At 65.3% G+C, this 25,409-nt stretch carries 20 protein-coding genes and 1 pseudogene; 19 read left to right on the top strand and 2 right to left on the bottom strand.

What is annotated here, in order from left to right; translation table 11 throughout:
• The 15 genes and pseudogenes from ACT3S6_RS14495 to nusB all read left to right on the top strand — a co-directional run.
• Positions 1-391: pseudogene (locus ACT3S6_RS14495) on the top strand (cytochrome ubiquinol oxidase subunit I); the annotation flags it as partial.
• A gap of 222 nt (positions 392-613) precedes the next feature.
• Positions 614-1,240 carry a 30S ribosomal protein S4 gene (gene rpsD / locus ACT3S6_RS14490; protein ID WP_444555533.1) on the top strand — a complete coding sequence of 209 codons (627 nt, stop codon included), beginning with the start codon at positions 614-616 and terminating at the stop codon, positions 1,238-1,240.
• 268 nt (positions 1,241-1,508) lie between these two features.
• Positions 1,509-2,777, top strand: a complete 1,269-nt coding sequence (locus ACT3S6_RS14485) for a VOC family protein (protein ID WP_444555532.1) — start codon at positions 1,509-1,511, stop codon at positions 2,775-2,777.
• A gap of 167 nt (positions 2,778-2,944) precedes the next feature.
• Positions 2,945-3,316, top strand: coding sequence for a DUF948 domain-containing protein (locus tag ACT3S6_RS14480; RefSeq protein ID WP_444555531.1), 372 nt, complete (start codon positions 2,945-2,947; stop codon positions 3,314-3,316).
• A 9-nt stretch (positions 3,317-3,325) separates the two neighbouring features.
• Complete coding sequence (locus ACT3S6_RS14475) at positions 3,326-3,571, top strand: hypothetical protein (RefSeq protein ID WP_444555530.1); 246 nt, start codon at positions 3,326-3,328, stop codon at positions 3,569-3,571.
• Positions 3,572-3,626: 55 nt separating this feature from the next.
• Complete coding sequence (alaS, locus tag ACT3S6_RS14470) at positions 3,627-6,320, top strand: alanine--tRNA ligase (RefSeq protein ID WP_444555529.1); 2,694 nt, start codon at positions 3,627-3,629, stop codon at positions 6,318-6,320.
• 50 nt (positions 6,321-6,370) lie between these two features.
• A complete protein-coding gene (ruvX, locus tag ACT3S6_RS14465; protein ID WP_444555528.1) occupies positions 6,371-6,844 on the top strand; it encodes a Holliday junction resolvase RuvX in 474 nt (157 codons plus the stop codon).
• 13 nt (positions 6,845-6,857) lie between these two features.
• Positions 6,858-8,498, top strand: coding sequence for an endolytic transglycosylase MltG (gene mltG, locus ACT3S6_RS14460; RefSeq protein WP_444555527.1), 1,641 nt, complete (start codon positions 6,858-6,860; stop codon positions 8,496-8,498).
• A complete protein-coding gene (locus tag ACT3S6_RS14455) occupies positions 8,495-9,361 on the top strand; it encodes a shikimate dehydrogenase family protein (protein ID WP_444555526.1) in 867 nt (288 codons plus the stop codon). Before mltG ends, ACT3S6_RS14455 begins: the two co-directional genes overlap by 4 nt.
• A gap of 26 nt (positions 9,362-9,387) precedes the next feature.
• Positions 9,388-10,587, top strand: coding sequence for a chorismate synthase (gene aroC, locus ACT3S6_RS14450; RefSeq protein WP_444555525.1), 1,200 nt, complete (start codon positions 9,388-9,390; stop codon positions 10,585-10,587).
• Positions 10,587-11,120 (top strand): shikimate kinase, encoded by a 534-nt coding sequence (locus ACT3S6_RS14445; protein ID WP_444555524.1) that lies wholly within the window; start codon positions 10,587-10,589, stop codon positions 11,118-11,120. Before aroC ends, ACT3S6_RS14445 begins: the two co-directional genes overlap by 1 nt.
• Positions 11,117-12,208 (top strand): 3-dehydroquinate synthase, encoded by a 1,092-nt coding sequence (gene aroB, locus ACT3S6_RS14440; protein WP_444555523.1) that lies wholly within the window; start codon positions 11,117-11,119, stop codon positions 12,206-12,208. The genes ACT3S6_RS14445 and aroB overlap by 4 nt, the downstream gene beginning before the upstream one ends.
• Positions 12,205-12,708 (top strand): DUF6584 family protein, encoded by a 504-nt coding sequence (locus tag ACT3S6_RS14435; RefSeq protein WP_443381849.1) that lies wholly within the window; start codon positions 12,205-12,207, stop codon positions 12,706-12,708. Before aroB ends, ACT3S6_RS14435 begins: the two co-directional genes overlap by 4 nt.
• Before the next feature lie 98 nt (positions 12,709-12,806).
• Positions 12,807-13,367, top strand: coding sequence for an elongation factor P (gene efp, locus ACT3S6_RS14430; RefSeq protein ID WP_087000690.1), 561 nt, complete (start codon positions 12,807-12,809; stop codon positions 13,365-13,367).
• A complete protein-coding gene (gene nusB, locus ACT3S6_RS14425) occupies positions 13,367-13,777 on the top strand; it encodes a transcription antitermination factor NusB (RefSeq protein WP_443349100.1) in 411 nt (136 codons plus the stop codon). The genes efp and nusB overlap by 1 nt, the downstream gene beginning before the upstream one ends.
• A 93-nt stretch (positions 13,778-13,870) precedes the next feature.
• Here the strand turns inward: nusB and ACT3S6_RS14420 are convergent, their stop codons facing one another.
• Complete coding sequence (locus tag ACT3S6_RS14420; RefSeq protein WP_443349102.1) at positions 13,871-15,100, bottom strand: PrsW family intramembrane metalloprotease; 1,230 nt, start codon at positions 15,098-15,100, stop codon at positions 13,871-13,873.
• 268 nt (positions 15,101-15,368) lie between these two features.
• Between ACT3S6_RS14420 and ACT3S6_RS14415 the strand changes: the two genes are divergently transcribed.
• Together ACT3S6_RS14415 and ACT3S6_RS14410 are read left to right on the top strand one after the other, a co-directional pair.
• Complete coding sequence (locus ACT3S6_RS14415) at positions 15,369-15,881, top strand: hypothetical protein (protein ID WP_443349105.1); 513 nt, start codon at positions 15,369-15,371, stop codon at positions 15,879-15,881.
• A gap of 461 nt (positions 15,882-16,342) precedes the next feature.
• Positions 16,343-17,512, top strand: a complete 1,170-nt coding sequence (locus ACT3S6_RS14410; protein ID WP_443349107.1) for a hypothetical protein — start codon at positions 16,343-16,345, stop codon at positions 17,510-17,512.
• 344 nt (positions 17,513-17,856) lie between these two features.
• Here ACT3S6_RS14410 and ACT3S6_RS14405 read toward each other — a convergent pair whose 3' ends face one another.
• A complete protein-coding gene (locus ACT3S6_RS14405) occupies positions 17,857-18,594 on the bottom strand; it encodes an SDR family NAD(P)-dependent oxidoreductase (protein WP_443349109.1) in 738 nt (245 codons plus the stop codon).
• Positions 18,595-18,841: 247 nt separating this feature from the next.
• Between ACT3S6_RS14405 and ACT3S6_RS14400 the strand changes: the two genes are divergently transcribed.
• Both ACT3S6_RS14400 and ACT3S6_RS14395 read left to right on the top strand, forming a co-directional pair.
• The gene (locus ACT3S6_RS14400) at positions 18,842-21,823 is read left to right on the top strand and encodes a helicase-related protein (RefSeq protein ID WP_443349111.1); all 2,982 of its coding nucleotides are present in this window, start codon (positions 18,842-18,844) and stop codon (positions 21,821-21,823) included.
• A partial coding sequence (locus tag ACT3S6_RS14395; protein WP_444555522.1) for an Eco57I restriction-modification methylase domain-containing protein occupies positions 21,823-25,409 on the top strand: 3,587 nt, incomplete at its 3' end. The genes ACT3S6_RS14400 and ACT3S6_RS14395, both read left to right, overlap by 1 nt.

The following is a 25,409-nucleotide window of genomic DNA, read 5'->3' as shown; positions in this document are numbered from 1 at the left end:
CATCCAGCACTGGCTCGGCGTGATCGGCATGCCGCGCCGGTATGCGGATTACCTGCCCGAAGACGGCTTCACCACCATGAACCAGTTCTCCACCGTCTTCTCCATGGTTCTGGGCCTGTCGATGATCCCGTTCTTCTGGAACGTCTGGATCACCGCCCGGTCGGCCAAACGGGTCGAGGTCGATGATCCATGGGGCTTCGGTGCTTCGCTGGAATGGGCGACCTCCTGCCCGCCGCCGCGGCACAACTTCCACTCGATGCCGCGGATCCGCTCCGAACGTCCTGCCCTGGATCTGCACCATCCGGAACTTTCGGCCCGGGTGACGCCCACGGCCATGGCAGCCTCGGTGTTCGGCCCGGCGGACCAGAAGGACCGGGAGGAGCGAAGGTAACTGATCCACGACCGGCCCGGGACCCGTACACGGGACCGGGCCATCGGTGGTGTTAGGATGGTTCCTTGGCTGGCAAGCCGATCACATCCGCATGACCTTTCAGGCGGCACCCCGGTGCCCCGGATGGAGATCGAGTTGTAGTACCAAGGGAGCGACTTCCCTTAACTCTCCGCCAGGGAGGCCAGTGACACACAGTCGCCGATAAAAAGAAGAAGGACACCAGTGGCTAATCACACCCGTGCCCGCCGTAAGGTTCGCCTGTCGCGTTCCCTCGGCCTTGCCTTGACCCCCAAGGCAGAGAAGTACATGGAGCGTCGTCCCTATGGCCCCGGCCAGCATGGACGCGCCCGCAAGAAGCAGGATTCCGACTACGCAGTGCGTCTGCGTGAAAAGCAGCGTTTGCGCGCCCAGTACGGCATCCGTGAAGCACAGATGGCCCGCTACTTCGAGGATGCCAAGCGCTCAGCTGGCGACACCGGTGAAAACCTGGTGGAGTTCCTCGAGATGCGTCTGGACGCCCTGGTTCTGCGTTCGGGCATCGCCCGCACCATCGCCCAGGCCCGCCAGCTCGTCGTTCACCGCCACATCGTGGTTGATGGACAGCGCGTTGACCGTCCGTCGTACCGCGTAGGCGAAGGCCAGCTGGTCGCCGTCCACGAGCGGTCCGAGACCATGGTTCCGTTCCAGATTGCCGCCACCGGCGCGCACCGCGACGTCCTGCCGGCCGCACCGGCCTACCTGGACGTCAAGATGGAAGCACTTCAGGCCCGCCTCGTGCGCCGCCCGAAGCGCTCGGAGGTCCCCGTGACCTGCGAAGAGAACCTCGTCGTCGAGTACTACGCACGCTAGGAACCAGCCACCGCTGATTCCCGACGCGTACTGCGCGTCACCCATGGAGCCCATGACCTGCTGGTCATGGGCTCCATGTTTTTTCCTTGGGGATGACAACGGCCAGTGGACCTTCGGCGAAGACCGGGATGGCGAACCGACCTAGGCAGGGACCATCCTGGCTTCTAGACTCGGCACGAAAACCGGGCGCCTTCCCGGGGGCCACGAATGTCCCTCCAGCGGGGAGCAGCACCGTCGCGGTGCGAGCCCACTGATGGAAGGTGTCCTCATGATGCAGCCACCCCACTACACGGGGTTCGCAAACGATGCAGGGCCCGGGGACTGGAGTTTCCTCGGCGACGGAGCCTGCGCGTGGTTCAACGCCCCTTCGCTGGCCGGGAGCGCTCTTCTGGCAGGTCGCATCGCCGAGGTATTCCAGGGCGGGACCCTGCCCGATATCGATCTACGGTCCAGCGGCCTGCGGATCCACTTCGACCCGGGCGCCCCGGGGCGGTTCAGTGACGAGGAAGCGGCCCGGGCCCGGGCGATCTCCACGGCCGCCCGAGAACTGGGGATGGCTTCCGATCCGGACACTGTGCAGGTGATGCAGCTGGCGATCGACGCCTCCGACTCCTCCTCGCAGGGGACCTTCTGGCAGACGGTGCTTGGGTACGAACACGACGGCGCCGCCCGGCTGGAGGATCCCACCGGGCGCGACCCGGCCATCTCATGGGCCAGTCCATCGGCGCACAACGACCTCCGCGGCAGGATCCATGTCGACGTCGTCAGACCACCAGGCCAGGTGGAGGCAGTCCGTTCCACCCTCGGCCAGGAGCCTTTCGGAGCCAACGGGCTCACCCTGGCCGACATCGATGGAAACGAGGTCGACCTCGTTCCGGGCGGCGTGCTTTCACCGGAACCGGACACCAGCGATTGGAGCGTCGCGTTCGGGGCGACCGCTTCCTACCCGGCCGCCTCCGGCACCGTGGCCGTATCCCTGGCCACCGCGGTGGCCGAGCTGGCCGACGAGGCGAAGATCCCGCTTCTGGTGGATCTGCGTCCCGGGCGAGTCACGATCGACAGCGGCAAAGACCAGTGGGACGACGCCGAACGCTCCGATGGCTCCTCATTCGTGGCCCTGGCCGGCCGGATCCAGGCGGCGGCCCGGGGCCTGGGACTCACGGCCGAGAGGGGGCGTACCCGCTTCGTCCAATTCGGCGTGGACGCGATCGACGTGGACGCCGTCCGGGGCTTCTGGGCCTCGGTGCTGGGCTATGCGCAGGATCCCCGCCCCTCGGTGACCGACATCGTTGATCCTCGCCGCCTCAACCCGGTCCTCTTCTTCCAGCAGATGGATCCGGTGGACGAGGACCGGCGCCGGGCACGCAACCGGTTGCATATCGAACTGCAGGTCTCCACCGAGACGGCCCGCCTGAAGACCGAAGCGGTACTGGAAGCAGGGGGACGGGCCCTGACGGGACAGAACGGGCTCCGGCGCACCTTTGCCGATCCCGAAGGCAACGAGCTCACCCTCCTCACTCCGCCGCAGGGGGAATGAATGGCCCAGGGGCTGGCGGATCGTGCTCGGGTGGGCCCTCCCGGAGGCGAGGATCGTCGGGTTCTTACGGAAAACACGGCGCCCGGTGGGCCGACTGCGCCACCGCTGGCGGAAAAAGGTAATGTTGTCCTTTGTTGATTAGCACCTAGCAGGAGGAGCAGTTCCATATGACCGGGTCCGATATTGCCGGCCTCATCGCCGCAGGGGTCTTCGCCATTCTGGTGGCACTGTTGGCCGTTCCCGTGATCAAGCTCGGAAGGGTCTTTGATGAACTGCGTCTGGCCGTGCGTGAGCTCTCGGACGGGACCAGCCCCCTACTGGAGGAAGTCACCACGACGGTCTCCTCCACGAACGCACAACTGCAGAAGGTCGATGGCATCACCAACAACGTCTCCGACGCCTCGGCCAATGTCACCGCGCTCTCGTCCTTGGCCGCCTCCGTGCTCGGCGGACCGCTGATCAAGGTCGCGGCTTTCACCCACGGCGTCCGTAGCGCCATCAATGCACCCACCGGCGGCACCGGCCGCCGCAGCCGCTAGGAGGCCAGCATGATCAAGAAGCTCTTTTGGGTCGGGATCGGTGTCGGCGTCGGCGTGCTGGCGGCCCGTAAGGTCGCCACCGTCAAACAGGGGTTGGGCCGCGAGGGACTGAACCGTTCCGTCGGACGACTGGCCGATGCGATGACCACGTCCGCCGAAGCATTCCGTGACGGGATGCACGGCCGCGAGGCCGAATTGCGGACCGCCCTGGGACTGGACGACCCGCAGGCCGACGCCCCCACGCACCGCCGCTGACACCAGGCTCCACCACACCCCGCAGTACCGTTCCATGAAGGGATCGCCAGCACTCATGAAATCGCAGGAAATCGCCAACCGTTGGGTTGAATTCTTCGCAGCCAAGGGCCACACCGTCGTGCCCAGCGCCTCGTTGATCTCCAACGATCCCTCCTTGCTGTTCACCGTCGCCGGCATGGTCCCCTTCATTCCCTACCTCACCGCCCAGGAGGAGGCCCCCTACCCGCGTGCCGTGAGCATCCAGAAATGCCTGCGCACCGGGGACATCGAAGAAGTCGGCCAGACCGCCCGCCACGGCACGTTCTTCCAGATGTGCGGGAACTTCTCCTTCGGGGACTACTTCAAGGCCGAAGCCATCTCCTACGCCTGGGAGCTGCTGACCGGTTCGGTCGATGACGGCTGTTTCGGGCTGGACCCCGAACGCCTCTGGGTCACCGTCTACGAGGATGGCGAGGAGCGCGACGACGAAGCCCGCGCGATCTGGCGCGACCAGATGGGCGTTCCCGACGAACGCATCGTGGGCACCGGCAAGGAAGACAACTACTGGACCACCGGCCAGCCCGGCCCCGGTGGACCCTGCTCCGAGATCTACTACGACCGGGGCCCCGCCTACGGGCTCGACGGCGGCCCGGCGGTGGACGAAACCCGGTTCGTGGAGATCTGGAACCTGGTGTTCATGCAGTACCAGCTCTCCGCGGTGCGTTCGAAGACCGATTTCGATGTGGCCGGAGAACTGCCGCAGAAGAACATCGACACGGGTCTGGGTCTGGAACGTCTGGCCATGATCCTGCAGGGCGTCGAGAACATGTATGAGACCGACCAGGTCCGTCCGGTCCTGGATCGGGCCGCCGAGCTGGCCGGACGTGAATACTCCTCCACCGAGGACCCGGAGGACCCCCGTCATACCGACGACGTGCGCCTGCGCGTGGTCGGGGACCACATCCGGTCCTCGCTCATGCTCATCAGCGACGGGGTGAGCCCCTCCAACGAAGGACGCGGCTACGTCCTGCGTCGCCTGATCCGCCGTGCGGTCCGTGCCATGCGGCTGCTCGGGGTCGAGGATCCGGTCCTGCCCGAACTGCTTCCGGTCTCCCGGGACACCATGAAGGGCGTCTACCCGCAGGTCGAAACCGACTTCGCCCGCATCTCACGGATCGCCTATGCCGAGGAGCGGGCCTTCCTGCGCACCATCGCCAGCGGCACCGCGCGACTGGAACATGCAGTCACCGCGTCCAAGGCCGCCGGGACCTCCCTGTCCGGGGAAGAGGCCTTCGCCCTACACGACACCTATGGCTTCCCCATCGACCTGACCTTGGAGATGGCCTCGGAAGCAGGTCTGGCCGTCGACGAAGGGGCCTTCCGCGCCCTGATGAGCGAACAGCGCCAGCGGGCGCAGAAGGACGCGAAGGCCAAGAAGGCCGGACACGCGGACCTGACCGTCTTCAGCGGACTCCATGGCGCCGGGGACACCGTCTTCACCGGCTACGACGAATTGACCACCGGGTCCTCGGTGCGCGGCATCGTCCGCGACGGGGAACTGGTCCGCTACGCCGAGCAGGGCCAGGAGATCGAACTGGTCCTGGACGAGACCCCGTTCTATGCCGAAGCCGGCGGCCAGGCCGCCGACGTGGGACTGATCACCGGAGACGGCTTCGTCGTGGAGGTCCTGGACGTCCAGTCCCCGGTGCGCGGACTGTCGGTGCACCGTGCCGTCGTACGCGAAGGCGAACTGCCCTCCGATGCCCTGGTCACCGCCGAAGTCGACGCACAGCGCCGCCGGTCCGGCGAACAGGCCCACTCGGCCACCCACCTGGTCCATGCCGCCCTGCACCAGATCCTCGGTCCCGAGGCGAGCCAGTCCGGTTCGTTCAACAAGGCCGGCTACCTGCGCTTCGACTTCAGCTGGACCGAGGCCTTGTCGCAGGCCGCCCGCTCCGAGGTCGAGGAAGTCGCCAACCTGGCCATCCGCAACAGCTACGAGGTCCAGACCAACGTCATGGGCTTGGATGAGGCCAAGGACATGGGCGCCATGAGCCTCTTCGGCGAGAAGTACGGGAACACCGTGCGCGTCGTGGAGATCGATGGGGCCTGGTCGCGCGAACTGTGTGGTGGCACCCATGTGGCCAACACCTCCCAGATCGGCAGCCTGACCCTGCTGGGGGAGCAGTCGGTGGGCTCGGGCAACCGACGGGTCGAGGCACTCGTGGGGATGGAGGCCTTCCGCCACGGAGCCGCGGAACGGGCACTGGTCAACGAACTGACCGATTTGTTCCGTGTCCCGTCGATGGAATTGACCGACCGCATCCATGCAACCTTGTCCCGGTTGAAGGCCGCCGAGAAGGAAATCGAGAAGTTGCGGGCCGAGCAGCGCTCCGCACAGGCCGGCGCACTGCTCTCCCAGGCCCGCGAGGTGGCCGGGGTGAGGGTCCTGGCCCACGATGCCGGGGCGGTCGCCTCGGCGGATGACCTGCGCGCCTTGGCCCTGGACCTGCGCAACCGGTTGGGCTCCGAACCGGCCGCCGTGGCGTTGACCGGCGTCGCCAACTCACGGCCTTTGGTCCTGGTGGCCACCAATGAGGCCGCCCGCGGGCTCGGCGTCAAGGCCGGGGCCCTGGTGCGCACAGCCGCCGGCATCCTCGGCGGCGGCGGCGGCGGGAAGGACGACGTCGCCCAGGGCGGCGGCTCCGATCCCGCCCGGACCGGCGATGCGCTGGCCGCGGTCCTGCGCCAGATCGCGGAACGATCCTGAGCGGCTCCGACGCGCCGGGCCCTCCGCGCGGAGTGAAATTTGGGGTCGACGTGGGCATGGCACGCGTCGGGGTGGCCCTCTGCGACCCCGACGGGGTGCTGGCCACACCGCTGAAGACCTTGAAACGGGATCTGAAGAAGAACAGCGATCTGCGCGTCCTGGCGAAGCTCGTGGTCGAACACGCAGCAGTCCAGGTGTTCGTGGGGTTGCCCCGGTCCCTCCGCGGTCATGAAACAGGCTCGACACAGATGGCCCGCGACTACGCCTCGCTCCTGGCCGAAGGGCTCCAGGAGCAGGCTCCCGGGGTGTCTGTGCGGCTGATCGACGAGCGTCTGACCACGGTTTCGGCGCATCGGGCCCTGCATGATTCCGGGCTCGACGGAAGGAAACATCGTCAAGTGGTGGACCAGGTCGCCGCAGCGGATATTCTGCAACAAGCGCTGGATATGCAAAAATCACTACAGCGCGATGTGGGGGACTCCGTCATTTCCGGAGGGCGTTCCGCCAGCACCGATCTTCAGTGAAGGACATCAGAGGATGAACGAGCAGCAATCCGAGGGCCCCGGCGTCGAACCCGGGGGTCCTCAGGAGCGCGCCGACGGCACCGGGGTGCCCGAGGCGCCCGCGCCGTTCCGTCGTCTACGTTCGGGCCGTCGCCGCGCGGCACCGACCGCCCCCTGGGATGAACACGCACCCGGGGAGGAGCCGGCCCATCCGGCGGCGGCCCAGCACGCCGCCGCACCAGCCGATCCCGACCCGACCGAACCCGAACCCGTGGATACCGAACCCACCGCACCCGCGGCAATGACGGCCGACACCGGGGATGGCGGAACTCCTGACCCCGTGACGGAGGACGGCGGACCCGTCGAGGACCCGGCGCCCGAGGACCTTCCGGTGCGTGATCACCATCAGGCCGAGTTGCTCCAGGCGCACCCGCCGGTTGATTCCGACGACGTGGGCACCGAACACACCCCCGGACCCCTCGCGGCCCAGGCCCCCTCCGAGGCGCCCGCGGCCGAGGATCTCCTGCTCGCCGACCCCGAGCCGGAGGCCGAGGAGGAGAGCCCCACCGAATCCCTGCTCAACGGAAGCCAATCGACCCCGGGGGTCCGCAAGCGACGCCGAAAGCGTCGGAACGTGATCATGGCCATCGTGATCGGCATCTTCGCCATCATCCTGGCCATCACCGTGCTGCTGCTCCAGAACATCCTGGGCATGTGGACCACCGAGGACTACCCGGGCCCCGGGGAAGGCGAAGTGACCTTCACCGTCGAACCCGGCTGGGGTCCCTCGGTCATCGGCGGACACCTGACCGAGAAGGACATCGTGTCCGACCGCAAGATCTTCCTCGAGGCCGTCCAGGACTCGGATGCCGAGAACAAGGAAATCCATCCGGGGGAGTACCAGCTCAAATACAAGATGGCAGCCCAGGACGCCGCGGACATCCTGATCGGCGAGGCCGCGGACAAGGTCAGCTATGTGGCGGTGAAGCAGAACGTCAGGACCAAGGCGGTGTTCGAGAAGATCTCCGAGGACACCGGTGTTTCCCTCGGTGACCTCGAGGACCTCAATGACCAGCCCGAGAAGTTCGGGCTCAAGAAGCCGGTGAAGAACCTCGAAGGGTACCTGCATCCGGGCGAATACCGGTTCCCGCTCGATGCCACCGCCGAGGACATGCTCCAGGAGATGGTCGATGCCACCACCAAGGAGCTCACCAGCCAGGGCGTCACGGATCCGGCCAAGCAGTACCGCGCCCTGAAGATCGCCAGCATCCTGCAGGCCGAGGCCAGCCCGAAGGACTACAAGATCGTCTCCGGGGCACTGGACAACCGGCTGAAGCCTGACAACAAGGAGACCGACGGGCTCCTGCAGGTCGACTCCAGCGTCATCTACGGCCTGGACCGCTACACCCTGCAGCTGAGCAAGGAGGAGAAGGCGGACAAGAGCAATAAGTACAACTCGTACCAGCACCGGGGCCTTCCCCCCACGCCCATCGGTTCGCCCGGCGACAAGGCCATCGACGCGGCCATCCACCCCGAGAAGAACGACTACTACTACTGGGTGACCGTCAATACCGAGACCGGTGAAACGAAGTTCGCCAAGACCTATGAGCAGCACAAGGTCTACCAGCAGGAGTTCAGGGACTGGTGCTCCGACAACGAGGACATCTGCAAGTGAGCCACCCAGCCCGGGCCGCGGTCTTCGGACAGCCGATCGCCCATTCGAAGTCCCCGTCCCTGCACCAGGCCGCCTACGCCCGACTCCGGGTCCCGATCGACTACCAACGGGTGGAGGCCGGCACAGGGCAGGCCCGGGAACTGACCGCCAGGATGCGCACGGAACCCGGATGGACGGGTGCCTCGGTGACCATGCCCCTGAAACAGGCCATGGTGCCCTTGATGGACAGCATCTCCGAACGCGTCCAGCGGCTGGGGGTGCTGAACACCATCGTGGTCGGCCGGGCCGAGGGACGGGTCCACCTGCGCGGGGAGAACACCGACGTCGACGGGATCGTCCGCGCCCTGGGCGACGCCGGCGCCTACCGGGTGGGGGCCGTGGCCGTCCTCGGGGCGGGAGGCACCGCGAGCGCGGCCACCGAAGCCCTGCGGAGCATGGGCGCGCAGAGCGTGGACTACGTCGTCCGTGACGGGTCCCGGGCCGCAGGAGTCCTCGAACTGGCCACGACACTGGGTTGTACCGCCGAGGCCATTGACGTGGCGACGGCGGCCCGGCGGTTGGAAGGCTACGACGCGGTGGTCTCCACCTTGCCCCCGCATGCCGCGGACGGGCTGATCCAGGATCTGGACCTGCCCACCCTGCGCCCGGGGACCGCGCTGCTCGACGTGGCGTACGACCCCTGGCCCAGTGCCCTGGCCTCGGCCTGGGAAGCCGCCGGCGGGACCGTGATCGGGGGACTGTCCATGCTCCTGCACCAAGCGGTTGAACAGGTGAAGATGTTCAGCGGGGTCACCGAAGCCGACTGGGGCCAAGTCACAAATGTGATGTGTGACGCAGTGGGGCTGCCCCACCCCCGGAACTGAGCCATGGGCATGGCAGGATGGAGATCATGTTGCGATGGTTGACGGCGGGCGAATCACACGGACCCGCACTCGTAGGAATCCTGGAGGGCCTGCCTGCCGGTGTGCCCCTGACCACGACCGACGTCCAGGATGCCCTGGCCCGGCGCCGGCTCGGCTACGGGCGCGGCGCCCGGATGAAGTTCGAGAAGGACCAGGTCAGTTTCGTCGGTGGGGTCCGCCATGGACTCACCCAGGGTGGGCCGGTGGCCATCGAGGTCGCGAACACCGAATGGCCCAAATGGGAAAAGGTGATGAACGCCGACCCGGTGGACGACGCCGAATTGGCCTCCCTGGCGCGTAATGCGCCCTTGACCCGGCCACGTCCGGGACATGCCGACTTCACCGGCATGCAGAAATACGACTTCGATGACGCCCGCCCCGTGCTCGAGCGCGCCAGCGCCCGCGAAACCGCGGCCCGGGTCGCCTTGGGAACCGCAGCATCACGCCTGCTGGCCGGACTGGGCATCGAACTGATCAGCCACACCGTGGCCGTGGGCAGCGTCTCGGTTCCCGAAACCGCCGCCCTGCCCCTTCCCGAGGACGTCGTCGCCCTGGACGCCGACCCGTTGCGCTGCTTCGATCGGGATACCTCAGACGCCATGGTTTCCGAGGTCGATGGAGCCCATAAGGACGGCGAGACCCTCGGCGGCATCGTGGAGGTCATCGCCTACAACCTGCCTCCCGGTCTGGGCTCCTACGTCCATTGGGACCGTCGCCTCGACGGCCGCCTGGCCGCCGCCCTGATGGGCATCCAGGCCATCAAGGGGGTCGAGGTCGGAGATGGCTTCCTCACCGCCGCCCGCCGCGGCTCGGCAGCCCACGACGAGATCGTCCGTGAGGAGGACGGCACCATCGGCCGCTCCTCCAACCGCGCCGGAGGCATCGAAGGCGGCATGAGCATCGGGGATCCGCTGCGCGTCAGGGCCGCCATGAAGCCCATCGCCACCGTGCCCCGGGCCCTGCGCACCATCGACACGGCCACCGGCGAGGAGACCACCGCCCACCACCAGCGTTCCGATGTCTGTGCCGTCCCGGCGGCCGGGGTCGTCGCCGAAGCCATGGTCGCCCTGGTACTGGCCCAGGCGGTGTTGGAGAAGTTCGGGGGCGACTCGTTGACCGAAACCCGCCGGAACCTGGATTCCTACCTGGATTCCATCCCCGATTCCCTGGGATCGGTCCGCCACTGATGGTGCAGGACATCTTCCTGATCGGGCCCATGGCCAGCGGTAAATCGGTCGTGGGCCGGGCCCTGGCCGACCGGTTGGGATACCGCTTCGTGGACACCGACGAGGAGATCACCGCCGGGCATGGCAGCATCGCGGGACTCTTCGCCAAGAGGGGAGAGGCGGCCTTCCGCACCGTGGAGAGCACCACCCTGGCCCGGGCGGCCTCACGGGAGGAACCGTCCGTGATCGCCACCGGCGGCGGCGTGGTCCTGGACCCGGGGAACCGCGACCTGTTGGCCGGCTCCTTCACGGTCTACCTGCACACCGATCTGGCCACGGTCCGCCCGCGGATCGAGGCCGATTCGGGTCGGCCCCTGCTCGACGGGGACCCGATCCGGCGCTGGGCCGATATCCTTGCGGAGCGCGAGTCCCTGTATCGTGCTTGCGCCAGCCTGACCATCGACGCGCGCACGGGATCCGTCGCGCGGTTGGCAGAAGACATCGAGGGCGCCTACCGGCGTCATGCATCAACATCTGGAGGCATCACCACATGAGCAGCGCTTCGACCCGCATCAGCGTGACGGGTACGGCCCCTGAGGACAACTACGACGTCGTCGTGGGAGAGCAATTGCTCGGGGAACTGCCGGGTCTGCTGGGGGAGCGGGTCCGCAAAGTCCTGATCATCCACCCGCGGGCCCTGCGCACCACCGGTGACACCGTCAAATCCGATCTGGAGGCCGCCGGTCTCACGGCGATGACCGCAGAGATCCCGGACGCCGAAGAGGGCAAGCACATCGAGGTCGCGTCCTTCTGCTGGAAGGTCCTGGGCCAGAACGACTACACCCGCTCCGATGCCATCGTCTCGGTCGGTGGTGGAGCGGTGAGCGATCTGGCCGGATTCGTCGCCGCCACCTGGCTCCGCGGGCTCAAGGTCATCCACGTCCCGACCTCGCTGTTGGGCATGGTCGACGCCGCGGTCGGTGGCAAGACCGGCATCAACACGGCCGAGGGCAAGAACCTCGTGGGCTCCTTCCACCCGCCGGCGGGGGTCCTGGTCGATCTGGATGCCCTGGCCACCCTGCCGCCGAACGAGCTGATCACCGGACTGGCCGAGGCGGTTAAATGCGGTTTCATCGCCGATCCGCGCATCCTGGAGATCATCGAGGCCGATCCGAAGGCCGCCTCCACCGCCGGAACCGAGCAGCTACGCGAGATCATCGAACGGACCATCGCCGTGAAGGCACGGATCGTGTCCAGCGACCTGCGCGAAGCAGGCCAGCGCGAGTTCCTGAACTACGGACACACCCTGGCCCACTCCATCGAATTGGCCGAGCGCTACCAGATGCGCCACGGGGCAGCGGTGTCCATCGGCCTGGTCTTCGCCGCCGAACTGGCCCGTTCGATGGGCCGGATCAGCGACGAGCTGGCGGACCGGCACCGGAACATCCTCGAGTCCCTGGGCCTGCCGGTGTCCTACCGCCGCGACCGCTGGCAGTCCCTGCTCGACGGGATGCGCCGGGATAAGAAGGCCCGCGGGGACCTGCTGCGTTTCGTGGTCCTGGACGGGCTGGCCAAACCGGGGATGCTCGAGGTCCCCGATACGTCCCTGTTGTTCGCCGCCTACCAGGAAATCGCCCAATGAGTACCGCAGAGAACTGGATCCGCACCGGGATCCCGGGCCTGGCCATCGACCCCGAAACCCTGCTCGCCGAGGTCGTCGACGAGGAGGCCGCACGGCAGGCCTACGCCACGGCCAACCCGGTGGAGAAGGTCATGATCCTCGTCGCCCGCGGTGATGTCGCCGACGCGGCGGAACTGGTCACCGAGACCCGGCTCGTGGAGCCACAGAACTTCCCGATGCGCGTGGTCGACGCCGATGTCGTCCGCGCCAACGGCGACCCGCAACGGGCCATCAACCGGCTGCGGAACCTCATCGAGGAGTATAAGGACCTGCCGCACGAGTCGGTACTGCAGCAGCAGCTGGGGGTCCTCTACTACACGGTGGGGGATTTCCATGCCGCGGTGACCCGCTTCAAGCTGGCGCTGGACCTGCGCGTGGAGGCCGGGGACGAGGAGTTCAGGATCGAGATCTCGCGGCGGTCGCTGGCGGCCGCGCAGGCCAAGGCCTCGCCCGTACGTTAGAATGGCTATGGTTTTTTGACAATGCGACCCGACCCGCAGTCCTGCCCGTGACCGGGCGGGCACTGACCGCGGAGCGGGAATCAACAGAGAGAGTATTCGTGGCTACCACTAACGACATCAAGAACGGCACCGTGCTGAAGATCGACGGCCAGCTGTGGACGATCACCGAATTCCAGCATGTGAAGCCCGGCAAGGGTGGGGCCTTCGTCCGCACCAAGATGCGCAATGTGCTCTCCGGCAAGACCGTTGACAAGACCTTCAACGCCGGTCTGAAGATCGAGACCGCGAACGTGGACCGCCGCGATTACCAGTACCTGTACCAGGACGGCGCCGACTACGTCTTCATGGACACCTCCGACTACGACCAGCTCACCGTCGAAGGCAAGGTCGTCGGGGACGCAGCGAACTTCATGCTCGAATCCCAGATGGTCACCATCGCCATGCATGAGGGCTCAGTGCTGTACGTGGAACTGCCCCCTTCGGTCACCCTGGAGATCACCTACACCGAGCCGGGCCTGCAAGGGGACCGCTCCTCGGCCGGCAATAAGCCGGCCACCGTGGAAACCGGCTACGAGATCCACGTCCCGCTCTTCCTCGAGCAGGGCACCAAGGTCAAGGTCGACACCCGCACCGGCGAGTACCTGGGACGTGTCAACTAGTGAGTGCCCGCACCAAAGCCCGGCGGAGGGCGCTGGACGTCCTGTTCGAAGCCGAGCAGCGTTCCGTCTCCCCGTTGGAGGCCATGCGTCTGCGTCGGGAGACCACCGACATCACGGTCAACGAATACACGTTGACGCTGATTGAAGGGGTCATGGCCCAGGGGGAGAGGATCGACGAGATCCTGAGCACCTATGCCAAGGGCTGGACACTGGAACGGATGCCGGCAGTGGATCGCACCCTGCTGCGGCTGGGGACTTGGGAACTGCTCTATAACGACGACGTTCCCGACGCGGTGGCGGTGGCTGAAGCCGTCGCCACGGCGAAGGTCTTCTCCACCGATGACTCCCCGGAATTCATCAACGGCCTGCTCGGACGCATCCAGCAACTCAAGCCAACGCTGCTGGCCTAGCCGGCGCCGGGCTCTTCCCGGAAAAAACAGTGTACGACGGCGGGTGCCACCCCTGGGAAAGGGGTGGCACCCGCCGTTGGTGTCTGTGCCGCCTCAGGCGACGCCCGGGGCCTGCGGGCTGCCGGTCAGCGCCAGCCGGTAGTCGAGGATGAGTGCCAGCAGTCGGGCCTCGTCGCGTTGTGCCTTCTGCCGGTGGGAGCCGGCAATGATCCGGTTCCGGGTGGCTGCCAAACGCATCGCCGTCCGGGTGAAACCGCGCATGGCCTTCCGACGTCCGGTGGCCGAAGCCCATCCATTGGCTTGGCGGCGTCCCCTGCGGGTGGCGAACATTTCGACCTCCTCCGGGCTGAACCAGCCGGCCTGCGCATAATCGTTCAGCCGTTGGGCCACCAGCCGGCGTTCGGCCCGGCGCAGGAGGATCACCGCAACGATCGCGCAGATGAACAACGGGACTTGCAGCAGCACATAGAAGGTCCAGAAGTCGTGGAAGATCAGTCCCACCCCGCCGTTCCAGAGGAAGTGCCCGAGCATCGCCGGGATCAACCCGGCCAGGAAGTAGAAGGGCCAGTACCGTCGGGCCCCGCGTTGGACGGCCAGGCCCAAGGCGAATCCGGTCCACGCGGTGAACAGCACGTGGGCAAAGGGGGAGAACAGGCCGCGCAGCACGAAGACCTGGATGGCTCCTGCCCCGGCCCCGGCAAAGGCGTCGGAGAAGTAGAGGATGTTCTCGGTGAAGGCGAAACCGGCGGCAATCGTCCCGCCGTAGACGATTCCGTCGACCGGGCCGTCGAAGTTCCTCCGAGCGACGAAGAAGATCAACAGCACCCCCAGCCCCTTCATGGTCTCCTCGACCACCGGGGCCTGCACCACCGCACCGAATAGATCGGGCCCGGCCACTGCGGCCAGTGAGGCAAAGGCTCGTTCGAAGGCAGCCCCGAAGAACAGCGACCCGACCACGGAGACCCCGGCACCCCAGACGAAGGCGCTGATCAGAATCATCTTGGGCTCGGGATCCCAGCGGTCCACCCAGGCGAGGCCCGCCAGACAGACGCCGAGCGGAAACAGGGCCAGCAAGCCCACGACGAAGAGGGTTCCGGCGCCCAGGACCAGTCCCAACCAGAGGGCAACACCGAGCAGGATGAGACCGCTGAGCACCAACACGATCACCAAGCCAGGGCTATAGCGCCGTGGCGGTTCCACCGGGGACAGCCGGGTCGGATGGAACAGGTTTTCCGCCGGCTCGTGATGGGGCCAGGCAGGAGTCGTGGGGGCCGCCGGGTCAGCTGCGTGCAGCTGCGGTCCCCGGGGAGGATATTCGTTCATGAGTTCAAGCATATCCAGTCGCGGCCCAGCCCGGGGCGAGCCGGTGGGGCCACATATGGCCGTCTCGCGACAGATGAATTTTCCTTCGACCGGGTCGCGGTCACCTCTCCTGGCCTCAATCCTTTTGGGTCGGGATCTTCGGTCTTGCCAAGGGAATCCGGAAAGTATCAGCCGGCCATCTAGCCCAGACCCGCAACGGAGCGCGGATCCGTGGAATCGTTCATCGGAGATTCTGACCACTAGTTGGCCTGCCCTGAAAGGACCTTTCATGTGCCGGTACGACCCACGCTGCGACATCGAAGAACATTCCTCGATGGAAGCCTGCCCGCAGATGAAAACGCTCGGACAGGCCACCCCCAGTGCGGTGTCGACGGGAAGCAAAGCCCCTCGGCCGGCACGGGAGGATACCGCGCGGAGGATCAAACAGCGGGCAGTCTGGAGGGAAATCTGGACCACGCAAGGAATTTCCCTGCTGGGATTTTTTGCGGTCTTGATGAGCTTCTCTTTCGTGGAAAACAACACCCGGGACGGCCTGACCGTCGCCGTCTGCGGCGTTGCGATTCCCTTGATCGTCGCAGGCAGTCTCATGGCCCGGTGCAATGCGTGGACGGAAACGCCAGAACGGTGCCAGAGCTGGGCCCGCGGACCGATGACACGCTGCCGTGTCTCCACGCATCGTGCCAAGGTATGGGTTCTCGCAGACACCCTGGCAGTGACGTCACTACTCATTGCCGTCGTCAACTTCGGGCTGATATTCCAGGTCATGCCTGACCTTCTCTGAACACCCCAAGATAAATGAATCGCGCCGGGTGTGATGTAGACATCCAGCAACCGGGCGGATGGATCTCCTGCCGGCGCCTACCGGCGAAGCCAGGCGTCGCGCCGAGTTCGTTCGCGGGCTCCGTAAGCCGGATCCGAAAGAGAACTAGACCTTGCTCCAACCTGAACGCTCATTCCAGGGAATGCCTCGATTCCTCCGTGCCTGTCGACATGACGTGGCACTGCCGTGGATGCGGATTAATACGATGAGGGCCAATGATGCATGGGTGTGCCCGTCCGCAACGAGCCGTTCCTCGGAGGGAAGAGACCAGCGCCCACCGTTGCCTCCCATCACTACTCTTGATAAGCTCAGGCCAGGTTCGTCCCGACGGGCCGTCCTTACTAGAGAGACATGCTTCCACCGTGAGCCGTTCTCATGGACCTCACTTTGGAGATCTGTCTTCCAAGCCCGGGGGTACCGGAATGAGCGTTCTGTCATACATCCATCGGTCGATCGGGGCCGTCCTACTGCTTGGCTTGCTGGCCTTCTTCGCAGGGACGAATGCCGCCGTCGCCGCCCCGACTCCCGATCCTTCGGCGCAGAGCGATAGCGAAGGCCCCCAGTTCTACAACGACCTATCGGTCGACGTCTCAGGTGTGGTCGACGGGGATGTGTATGCTTCCGGGCAGGATGTGACCATCAGCGGCAAAATCACCGGAGACGTGATCGCGGCGGCGCAGACGATCACCGTCACCGGCACCATTGACGGCAACGTGCGGCTTGCCGGACAGAACGTCAAGATCAGTGGTGACGTCTCGCGCAGCGCAACCGTCTTCGCCGGCAGCATCACCGTCACCGACGGTGGAAAGCTCGGCAACGATCTGGTGGGGGCCTCCAGCGATCTCACCATCGAGGGCGACGTCGGCCGAGACCTGCTGGTCAGCGTCGAGCGCCTCAGCATCGACGGATCCGTCGGCGGGAGCGCCACCTACTACAGTGACACCGAAGGGCAAATCGCTGACGGTGCCGTCGACGGCGAAGTGAAACGCATACAAACACCGCAATCAACAACCGAGGACCGTTCACCTGGCGCCTCGTTCCTCGCCTGGTCCCTCGGGTTGCTCTACGCCCTGATTGCCCTGAGCCTGGTGACCCTGTTCTCCGGCCTGCTCTTCCCACGGTGGCTGCAGCGGGTCACCAACCACCTCGTTCCGTCACCCTGGAAGGCGCTTCTCATCGGCTTCCTGGCATCCATCGCCGTCCCTGCAGCACTGCTAGCCCTTCTCGTGACGGTCATCGGTGCCCCCTTGGCACTGGCTGGCTTCATCGTCTGGACCGCGCTCACGCTTGCGACGTTCGTCTATGGCGCCTTCTATATTGGGCGGCTCCTCTTCCGCGGCGATCGGCACCCGGTGGTGAAGTCGCTGGTCGGTGGTCTGATCCTGATCATCGCGTTGCACATCCCGTGGCTGAACATCGCGGTGTGGCTGGCGATGGTGTTCTTTGGTCTGGGCGCCCAGCTTCTGGAGTTCCACAGCCAGCGGCCGTGGCGGAGCAAACCCGAAGTGGACACGGCGGCCCCGGTGCCGTATCCGGCTCCGGTTGAGCAGGGCAGCGACGGTTCTACAAGGCCATCGGAGTCGAGTTCGTGACCAGGGTGAGGGAAGCCACGCAGCGGTAACCAGACGAGCATGATGGCGGTATCCACGAAAAGTCAGGCCATCATCACCGGGCCTGATGCGGCATGCTGCTCGAGCGCCTGTGCGACACCACCTCGATAGTGTTCTGCCCGCAGGACGCCGGGAAAATGCCGGTGGGAAACGGCGGCTCCCACCAAGCCAACCACTGGCCCCGCCCGGCTCATGGTGCCGCCAGACTCGCGTCAAGACGCCGCGGGATCCACTCCGAAGCGCGCAGCTCCCCGGGGAGGGGAAGCCTTCTTGGTTTCAGCGTATCCAGTAACGGCCGGGGCGGGTTTCTTCCAGGCCTCGCGGACCTAGGTGGCAAGCCCCCCGTCAACCGGCAGGAGGACTCCGTTGATGTAGGAGGCCTCGTCCGAGAGTAAAAAAGCCACCGTGGCAGCTATTTCCTCCGGCTCGGCCATGCGTTGCATGGGCCCGAAGCCCGAGAGATCCGCTGATTCGGGGATGCCTGCTGTCATGGCGGTCTTCACTCCTCCGGGACACACCGCGTTGATGCGCAGCCCGTGCGGGCCGTATTCGCTGGCCGCCGTCACCGTCAGCCCCGCCAGGGCGTGTTTGGTCGCCGCATACATCCCCATCGTCGGTTCGGCACGGATGGCCGCATGTGATGCCGTGTTCACGATCGACCCCGAGCCCTGGAGCATCATCTGCTCCAAGACGTATTTCATGCCCATGAAGGCCCCGCGCAGGTTCACCGCAACGATCTGGTCGAAGTCTTCGATGCTGGACTCGTGGAGCGGGCCGGGGACCTGCAAGATGCCGGCATTATTGTGGAACAGGTCGACTCGGCCGAAGCTCTCAATGGCCGTCTGGACGTAGCCGTGAACGGAACCGGAGTCCGAGACGTCTACGACGACGGCATGGGCTTCGGCACCTTGTCCCTTGACCAGTTCCAGCGTCTCGTGGAGCGTTTTCTCGTTGTAGTCGACCAAGATCATCTTCGCGCCGTCTTCAGCCAGCCGTCGCGCCGTAGCACGCCCGATGCCGCTCGCGGCCCCGGTAATGATCGCGGCTTGGTCTTTCATTTTCATGTTGGTTCATCTCCTTGGATGGTCTGTACACCTTCAGGCCATCCTCGGTCGAAAGGTTCATAAAGGCCAGCATCCTGACGACGAAGCAGCTCTTCGCAGCGGATGGCAGCGGCACCCACCGGGCGCGATCTGCCCAAAATGTCGGAGATCATCCCTTAGGGTGGGAAGAGCCAATCGGGGAGCTTTTCCTAGTGGCCAGGACCGGCATGGTTGCCGGTCGCATCAAAGAAACATGGGGGCTTGTTCAGTGGTAGTTGGCCATGCCGAGGCAGACGCTGCGCGTCCGGCGGAATCAGCGGAAATCAATCTCGCGCCCGGCTCGGTGATCCGGGTCCGGGACGAGGATTGGCTGGTCACCTCGACCAGCTCGACCACCCAAGGCACCCTGGTGAGGGTCCAAGGCCTGAGCGAACTGGTCCGCGACACCACCGCCAGCTTCTACTCGGACCTCGACACGATCGAGGTGGTCGATCCGCGTCAAGCAAGGGTCACCGCCGATGGAACTCCCCACTACCGCCGCGCACGTCTCTTCCTGGAAACCACCCTGCGCAAGACCCCGGTGCCGGCCACCAGTAATCGGCTGGGTGTTTCCACCCGCATGTTGGCGGCCACACTGAAGTACCAGCAGATAGCCGTCGCCACGGCCCTTGATCCGCACAACATCCGGCCCCGGATCCTGATCGCGGACGCCGTTGGCCTGGGCAAGACGCTGGAAATCGGCATGATCCTCTCCGAGCTGGTCGCCCGGGGACGGGGCGAGCGCATCCTCATCGTCACACCACGCCACGTTTTGGAACAGATGCAGCACGAGATGTGGTGCCGCTTCGCCCTGCCATTCGTCCGTTTGGATTCGGCAGGCATCCAGAAAGTCCGCCAGAAGCTGCCGGCCACCCGCAACCCGTTCACCTATTACAAACGTGCCATCATCTCCATCGACACGCTGAAGTCCCCGCGGTACCGCGAACATTTGAAGAAGGTCGGTTGGGATGCCGTGGTCATCGACGAATCCCATAACCTCACCAACACCGGGACCCTGAACAACGAACTCGCCCGCATCCTCGCCCCCAAAACCGACGCCCTGATCCTAGCCAGCGCCACCCCGCATAATGGCCGGCAGGAATCCTTCGCCGAACTGCTGCGCCTGCTGGACCCCACCGTCGTCCGCCCCGACGGGACAGTCGATGAACAGGCCGTGCGCCAACTGATCGTCCGCCGCCACCGGCATAGCCCCGAGGTGGCCCGGGAAGTCGGCGCCGACTGGGCCGAACGCCTCGAACCGGATAATCGCCTCGTGCCCGCCTCGCCCGCGGAGAACGCCATCGCCGACGAATTGGCGAGCACGTGGCTCTACCCGGAGGGCAAGAGCCCCTATTCGGGGACGACGGCGGCACTGTTCGGCTGGACGTTGGCCAAGGCCTTCCTCTCCTCACCGGCCGCCCTGTTGGATTCGGTACAAGAACGACTCAAGAAGGTCGGGGGTGCTGGTAAGGGCATTGACGGCACGGCAACCCCCGCTGCCCGAGAAGCAGCCGCCTTGGAACGTCTCCGGGAGCTGACGCTGGTCGCCCTGGAGGCGGATTCGGCGAAACTCGGCGCCCTGGTGACCCATCTGAAGGACATCGGCGTGGGCAAGAACAAGCCCATGCGGGCCGTGGTCTTCGCCGAACGTGTCGCGACACTGAAGTACCTGCGCGAAGAGCTCACCGAATCCTTGGGCCTGAAGCCGGAGAACATCGCGATCCTGCATGGTGGCCTGACCGACGTCGAACAGCAAGACGTTGTTGATCAGTTCAAGCGCGGCAATTCGAAGCTGCGCGTCCTGGTCACCGGAGATGTTGCCTCGGAAGGGGTGAACCTGCACGCAGAATGCCATCACCTGATCCACTTCGATATCCCGTGGAGTCTCATCCGCATCGAGCAGCGCAACGGCCGTATCGACCGTTACGGGCAGAAGCATTCGCCCCAGATCACCACGTTGCTTCTGGATCCCGATGATTCCCGCTTCTCCGGTGACATCAGCGTGCTGGCCCGCCTCATGGAAAAGGAACACGCCGCCCACCAGGTCCTCAACGACGTGGCCTCTCTCATGGGGGCCGGCTCGGTCAAGGCAGAGGAAGACGCCATCCGCGATGCCCTGATCAAGCAACGCGACCTCGAGGACGTGATACCCGAACCCGGCACGGTATTGGACAACCCGTGGGCGGAATTCGAGTCCCTCTTCAACGACGAGGATTCCCCCGACGATCCTGCCGCCGACGTCCAGGGCAGTGAAGAGCACGCAGAATCTACGGCGTCACGTCCTGCAGAGGTGGTCGTCGAACTCGAGGAGCGGGTGGATCTCTACTCATCTGATCTGGCGTTCCTGGAGGAGGCGCTGACCGAGGCATTCACCGATCCGGCACAAAAGGTGGAGTGGAAAGTCCACCCCGAACACGGCATCGCCGAGCTGAAGCCCACCGCGGATCTCCGTCGACGCATGGGGGTCCTACCGCAGGACTACCTCACCGAACGCCGTGTGACTGAGAACCTGAAATTGGCCACGACGCTCACCGCGGGAGAGCACCAGCTCACCGTCGCACGTTCCTCCGACGACATGATGTGGCCGGCAGCGCACTATCTGGGTCCCCTGCACCCCGTGCTGGATTGGGCGAGCGACCGGGCACTGGCGTCCATGTCCCGCAACGAGGTGCTGGGGGTGCGCGGCGACGTCGACCACCCCACCTTCCTGGTCCTGGGAACCGTGATGAACCGACGCGGGCAGTTGGTCAGCCGGGCTTTCATGGCCGTGCAGATGCCCGACGTCGAGGCCCCTGACTTCGCCCTACCGACGGCGGTCGGTGACGTGGGGGCATACCTGCGAGAGATCGGGCTCAACGCAAAATCCGCCAACCCGGGCCCGGTGGACCTGGCCGGAATCCAGGAGCTCCTGCCCGGTGCGGTCAACGCCGCGGAGCACTACCTGAACCAGACCATGGGCGCGGCGGAGAACGACGCCGAGGATCGGTTGGAGGACTGGCTGCAGCGCGCCGACGCCTGGTCCCAGGAATCCGATGCGCTGACCCAACGAGCCGATGTCCGGCAACGCCGCGAACGCGTCGCCGAGGAGCGCCAACTCGCCGAGGCCATGCGCCCCGCCCAACGGGTGGTCCGGCCTCTTCTGGCCATCGTGCCGCGCGACACCCCGGTGGCCACGGCCGCCGCCACCATCCCTGAAACGGAAGGCCGCTGATGCCCGCCTTTGACTCCTTCACGCTGGCCGAAGAATGGATCAGCGAGCACTATTTCACTGCCGACACCACCAAGGGAACCTTCCAGGGCGATGTCCTGAAGCTCCGCAAGGAGTGGGATGCCGATGCCAAGGAGGGCCATGACACCGTCCTGAAACGCTTCTCGGCAGCCCGGGCCGACCTGCAGGTGGCCCTGGCCGAACTGGGCGAAGACACCGGGACGGGAGAGTCGACAGGACCCGCCACGGACATCGAGGCAAGGCAGGGCGCCGCCGCCACCGTCTACGCCCGCTTACGCACGGTCCTCGGGTTCCCAGGAGAGCTGGCCTCACTGACCTTCGAACGCGGTGGTAGCGACCTGGTCGTTGAACGCGGCTACAACCAGTTCGGGAACGACCTGCTCTGGCTCGAAGCCACCCCGGCCGACTCCATCGACGACGTCATCTCCTCGGCACGGGTGCTGGGCGGGGTGCAGCAGGACGGCAAACAGGTTGATTGGCCAATTGCCAAGCTGATTTCCGAGCTGTATCTCTGCGAACCAGCCCCGAAGTACATCGCGGTCACCGCCGGACGATTCGTTCTGCTCACCGAACGCGAGCGTTGGCCCGAAGGGCGCTACCTGGCCGCGGATGCGCTGGTGGTCGCCGACCGTAAGGACCATAAGCGCGGGGGAGAGGTGGACCGCTTCCTAGCCATCTTTGGTCGGACCTCGCTGGCACCGCAGGCGGACGGCACCATCTGGTGGGACGGGATCCTGGAGGATTCCGTCAAGCACGCCGTCTCCGTCTCCCAGGACCTGCGCGATGGCATCCGCGAATCCATTGAAATCATTGCCAACAACGTCCTGGAACGGCGCACGGCCGCCGGAAGGGCAAACGAGGGCGTTGACGGCAACGTGCTGGCCAAGCAATCTTTGCGCTTCCTCTACCGAATCCTGTTCCTCCTCTATGCCGAGGCATCACCGGAGATGGGTGTCCTGCCGGTCGGGGCCACCGAGTACGACGACGGCTATGGACTGGAACGTCTGCGTGAGCTCGCCCTCGTGGAACTCAACGGCCACGAATCCCAGCACGGAACCCATCTGTATGAATCCCTGAACCAGCTTTTCCTGCTGGTCAACGGCGACCACCCAACTCAGCAAGCCCAGGCAACGAATGCGCCGGCGGCTGGTGTCGCCCAGGACGACGAACAGGGGTTGGACTTCCAACCGCTGAAGGCCGATCTGTTCGAACGCTCCGCCACCGGACTGATCAACGACGCACAGCTGGGCAACCAGGCCCTCCAGCAGGTGCTGTTGCGCCTGCTGCTGACCGGCGAGAAGAAGAACCAGGACCGCGGTTTCGTCTCCTACGCCAACCTGGGCATCAACCAGCTCGGCGCCGTCTATGAGGGCCTGATGTCCTACACGGGCTTCATCGCCGAGGAGGACTTGCACGAGGTCGCCAAGGACGGTAATGCCGAAAAAGGCTCTTGGGTGGTCTCGGTCGCGAAGTCAAAGGATATCGAGGCTAGGCATTTCGTCCGGGCAGCGGACCCGCTGACGGGTGAAATGAAACCCATCCTGCACGAGCGTGGTTCCTTCGTCTTCCGCCTGGCCGGACGGGAACGGCAGCAGTCTGCCTCCTACTACACCCCCGAGGTCCTGACCCGATTCGTGGTCTCCCAGGCATTGGCGGAATTGTTGACCGAGGAAACCCCGGCGGACGGGATCCTGGAACTCTCGGTCTGTGAGCCGGCATTGGGGTCGGGAGCCTTCGCCATTGAGGCGGTGCGTCAGCTGGCCGAAGAGTACCTCAAGCGCAAACAGACCGAACTCGAGACCCAGATCCCGGCCGATGAATATCCGGTCGAGCTTCAGAAGGTCAAGGCCCAGATCGCCCTGCACCAGGTCCACGGCGTGGACCTCAACGCCACCGCCGTCGAACTGGCCGAAGTTTCCCTATGGCTGGACACCATGGTCAGCGGCCTGCAGGCCCCGTGGTTCGGTCTGCGGCTCAAGCGCGGCAACTCCCTGATCGGCGCGCGCCGGGCGACCTACTCGCGGGAACAGGTGCTGGCGAAGAAATACCTCTCCGAGGAACCGCAGGCGAACCCAATGACGGGTCTTGTCGATGCCCTCGAGCGCGATACCGAAGACGCCGCGACGGTCGGGCGGATCCATCACTTCCTTGTGCCCGGTGAAGGCTGGGGCGCTGCTGCACAGGCCAAGGAGGTCAAGGACCTCGCCACCGACGCGCAAAAGTCACTGAAGGACTGGCGCAAGCAGATCAACAGGAAGCTCGCAGCTAAAGACGTTGAGCGTCTGGTGCGCCTCTCACGCCGCGTCGAGACGCTGTGGCAGGTGTCCTTGCGCCGCCTGCAGGTCGCGGAGGCGGAGGCCCGGCGGGACATCGCCTACTTCGGCAAGCCGGAGAGCGTCGAGGAATCGCACGGTGTCTCGCGGTCAGAAATCGAAAAGAAGCTGGGAGATCCGGACGGTCTGTTCCAACGGCTCAAGCGGGTCATGGACGCGTGGAACGCGCTCTGGTTCTGGCCGGTCGTTCCTGACGGTCAGGATTTCCCTGAGCCGCCGTCCTTGGAACAATGGCTGAACGCAGCGGAAGGGATTCTCGGCAAGCCGATCGCCGATTCCAAAAAAGGGCCGCGCAAATACGGGCAATCCCATGGCCAAACGAGCGTACTGTCGACCGCCGGTTGGAACGACCTGGACGACTTCGAGATCTTCGACCGTCCACTCTCCGGGAAGAAGGACATCGACGAGCTCAGAGCCGAGCACCCCTGGTTGGATGTTTGCGGGCGAATTGCCGACGAACAGGGCTTCTTCCACTGGGAACTCGAATTCGCTTCGGTCTTCGGCCGCGGTGGCTTCGATTTGCAGGTCGGAAATCCGCCCTGGGTCAGGCCCGACTGGGACGAGAAAGCCATCTACGCTGAATTCGATCCCTGGTGGCAGCTCAACGACAAGCAATCCCAGGCGCTTCAGCGCGAAAAGCAAGCAAGTGCTAAGGCTGATTCCCAACAGACCTGGTTCATGTCGGCGATGGCCAGCTCTATCGTCGCAACGCGCGAAGTCCTCACCTCTAAGAACCTCTATCCCATAGTTGCTGGTCTCAGGCCCGACCTCTACCGGTCGTTCATGGAACGAACCTGGAGCAACTCCTCGCCGGGGGGCATCGTTTCGCTGATTCATCCTGAATCACATTTGACCGAGAAACGGGCGACGCACCTCCGGGCCGCGACATATCGCCGACTTCGCCGTCACTGGCAGTTCATCAATGAAATGCACCTTTTCGAGATCCACAACCTAGTTGTATACGGGGTACATGTTTATGGGGCGAGCCAGGAGTCGCCCACTTTCCTGATGGCAGCGTCGCTGTATCACCCGGAGACGGTAGAGCGTTCGATCGGGCATGAGGGAGGCACCGAGGTCCCTGGCCTCAAGGACGACGAGGGCAAATGGGACACGCGCCCCCACCTTGAACGTATCCTCGCTGTCGATACGGACATGTTGAAGACCTGGGCCGACATTCTCGATGAACCTGGCACGTCGCCTTTGCATGCCCGCATGGTGTATCCGGTGAATAAGGC

This window comes from Arthrobacter sp. AOP36-C1-22, from assembly GCF_052377515.1.
Lineage (GTDB): Bacteria > Actinomycetota > Actinomycetes > Actinomycetales > Micrococcaceae > Arthrobacter_H.
This window is presented reverse-complemented; position numbering and strand designations above follow the sequence as displayed.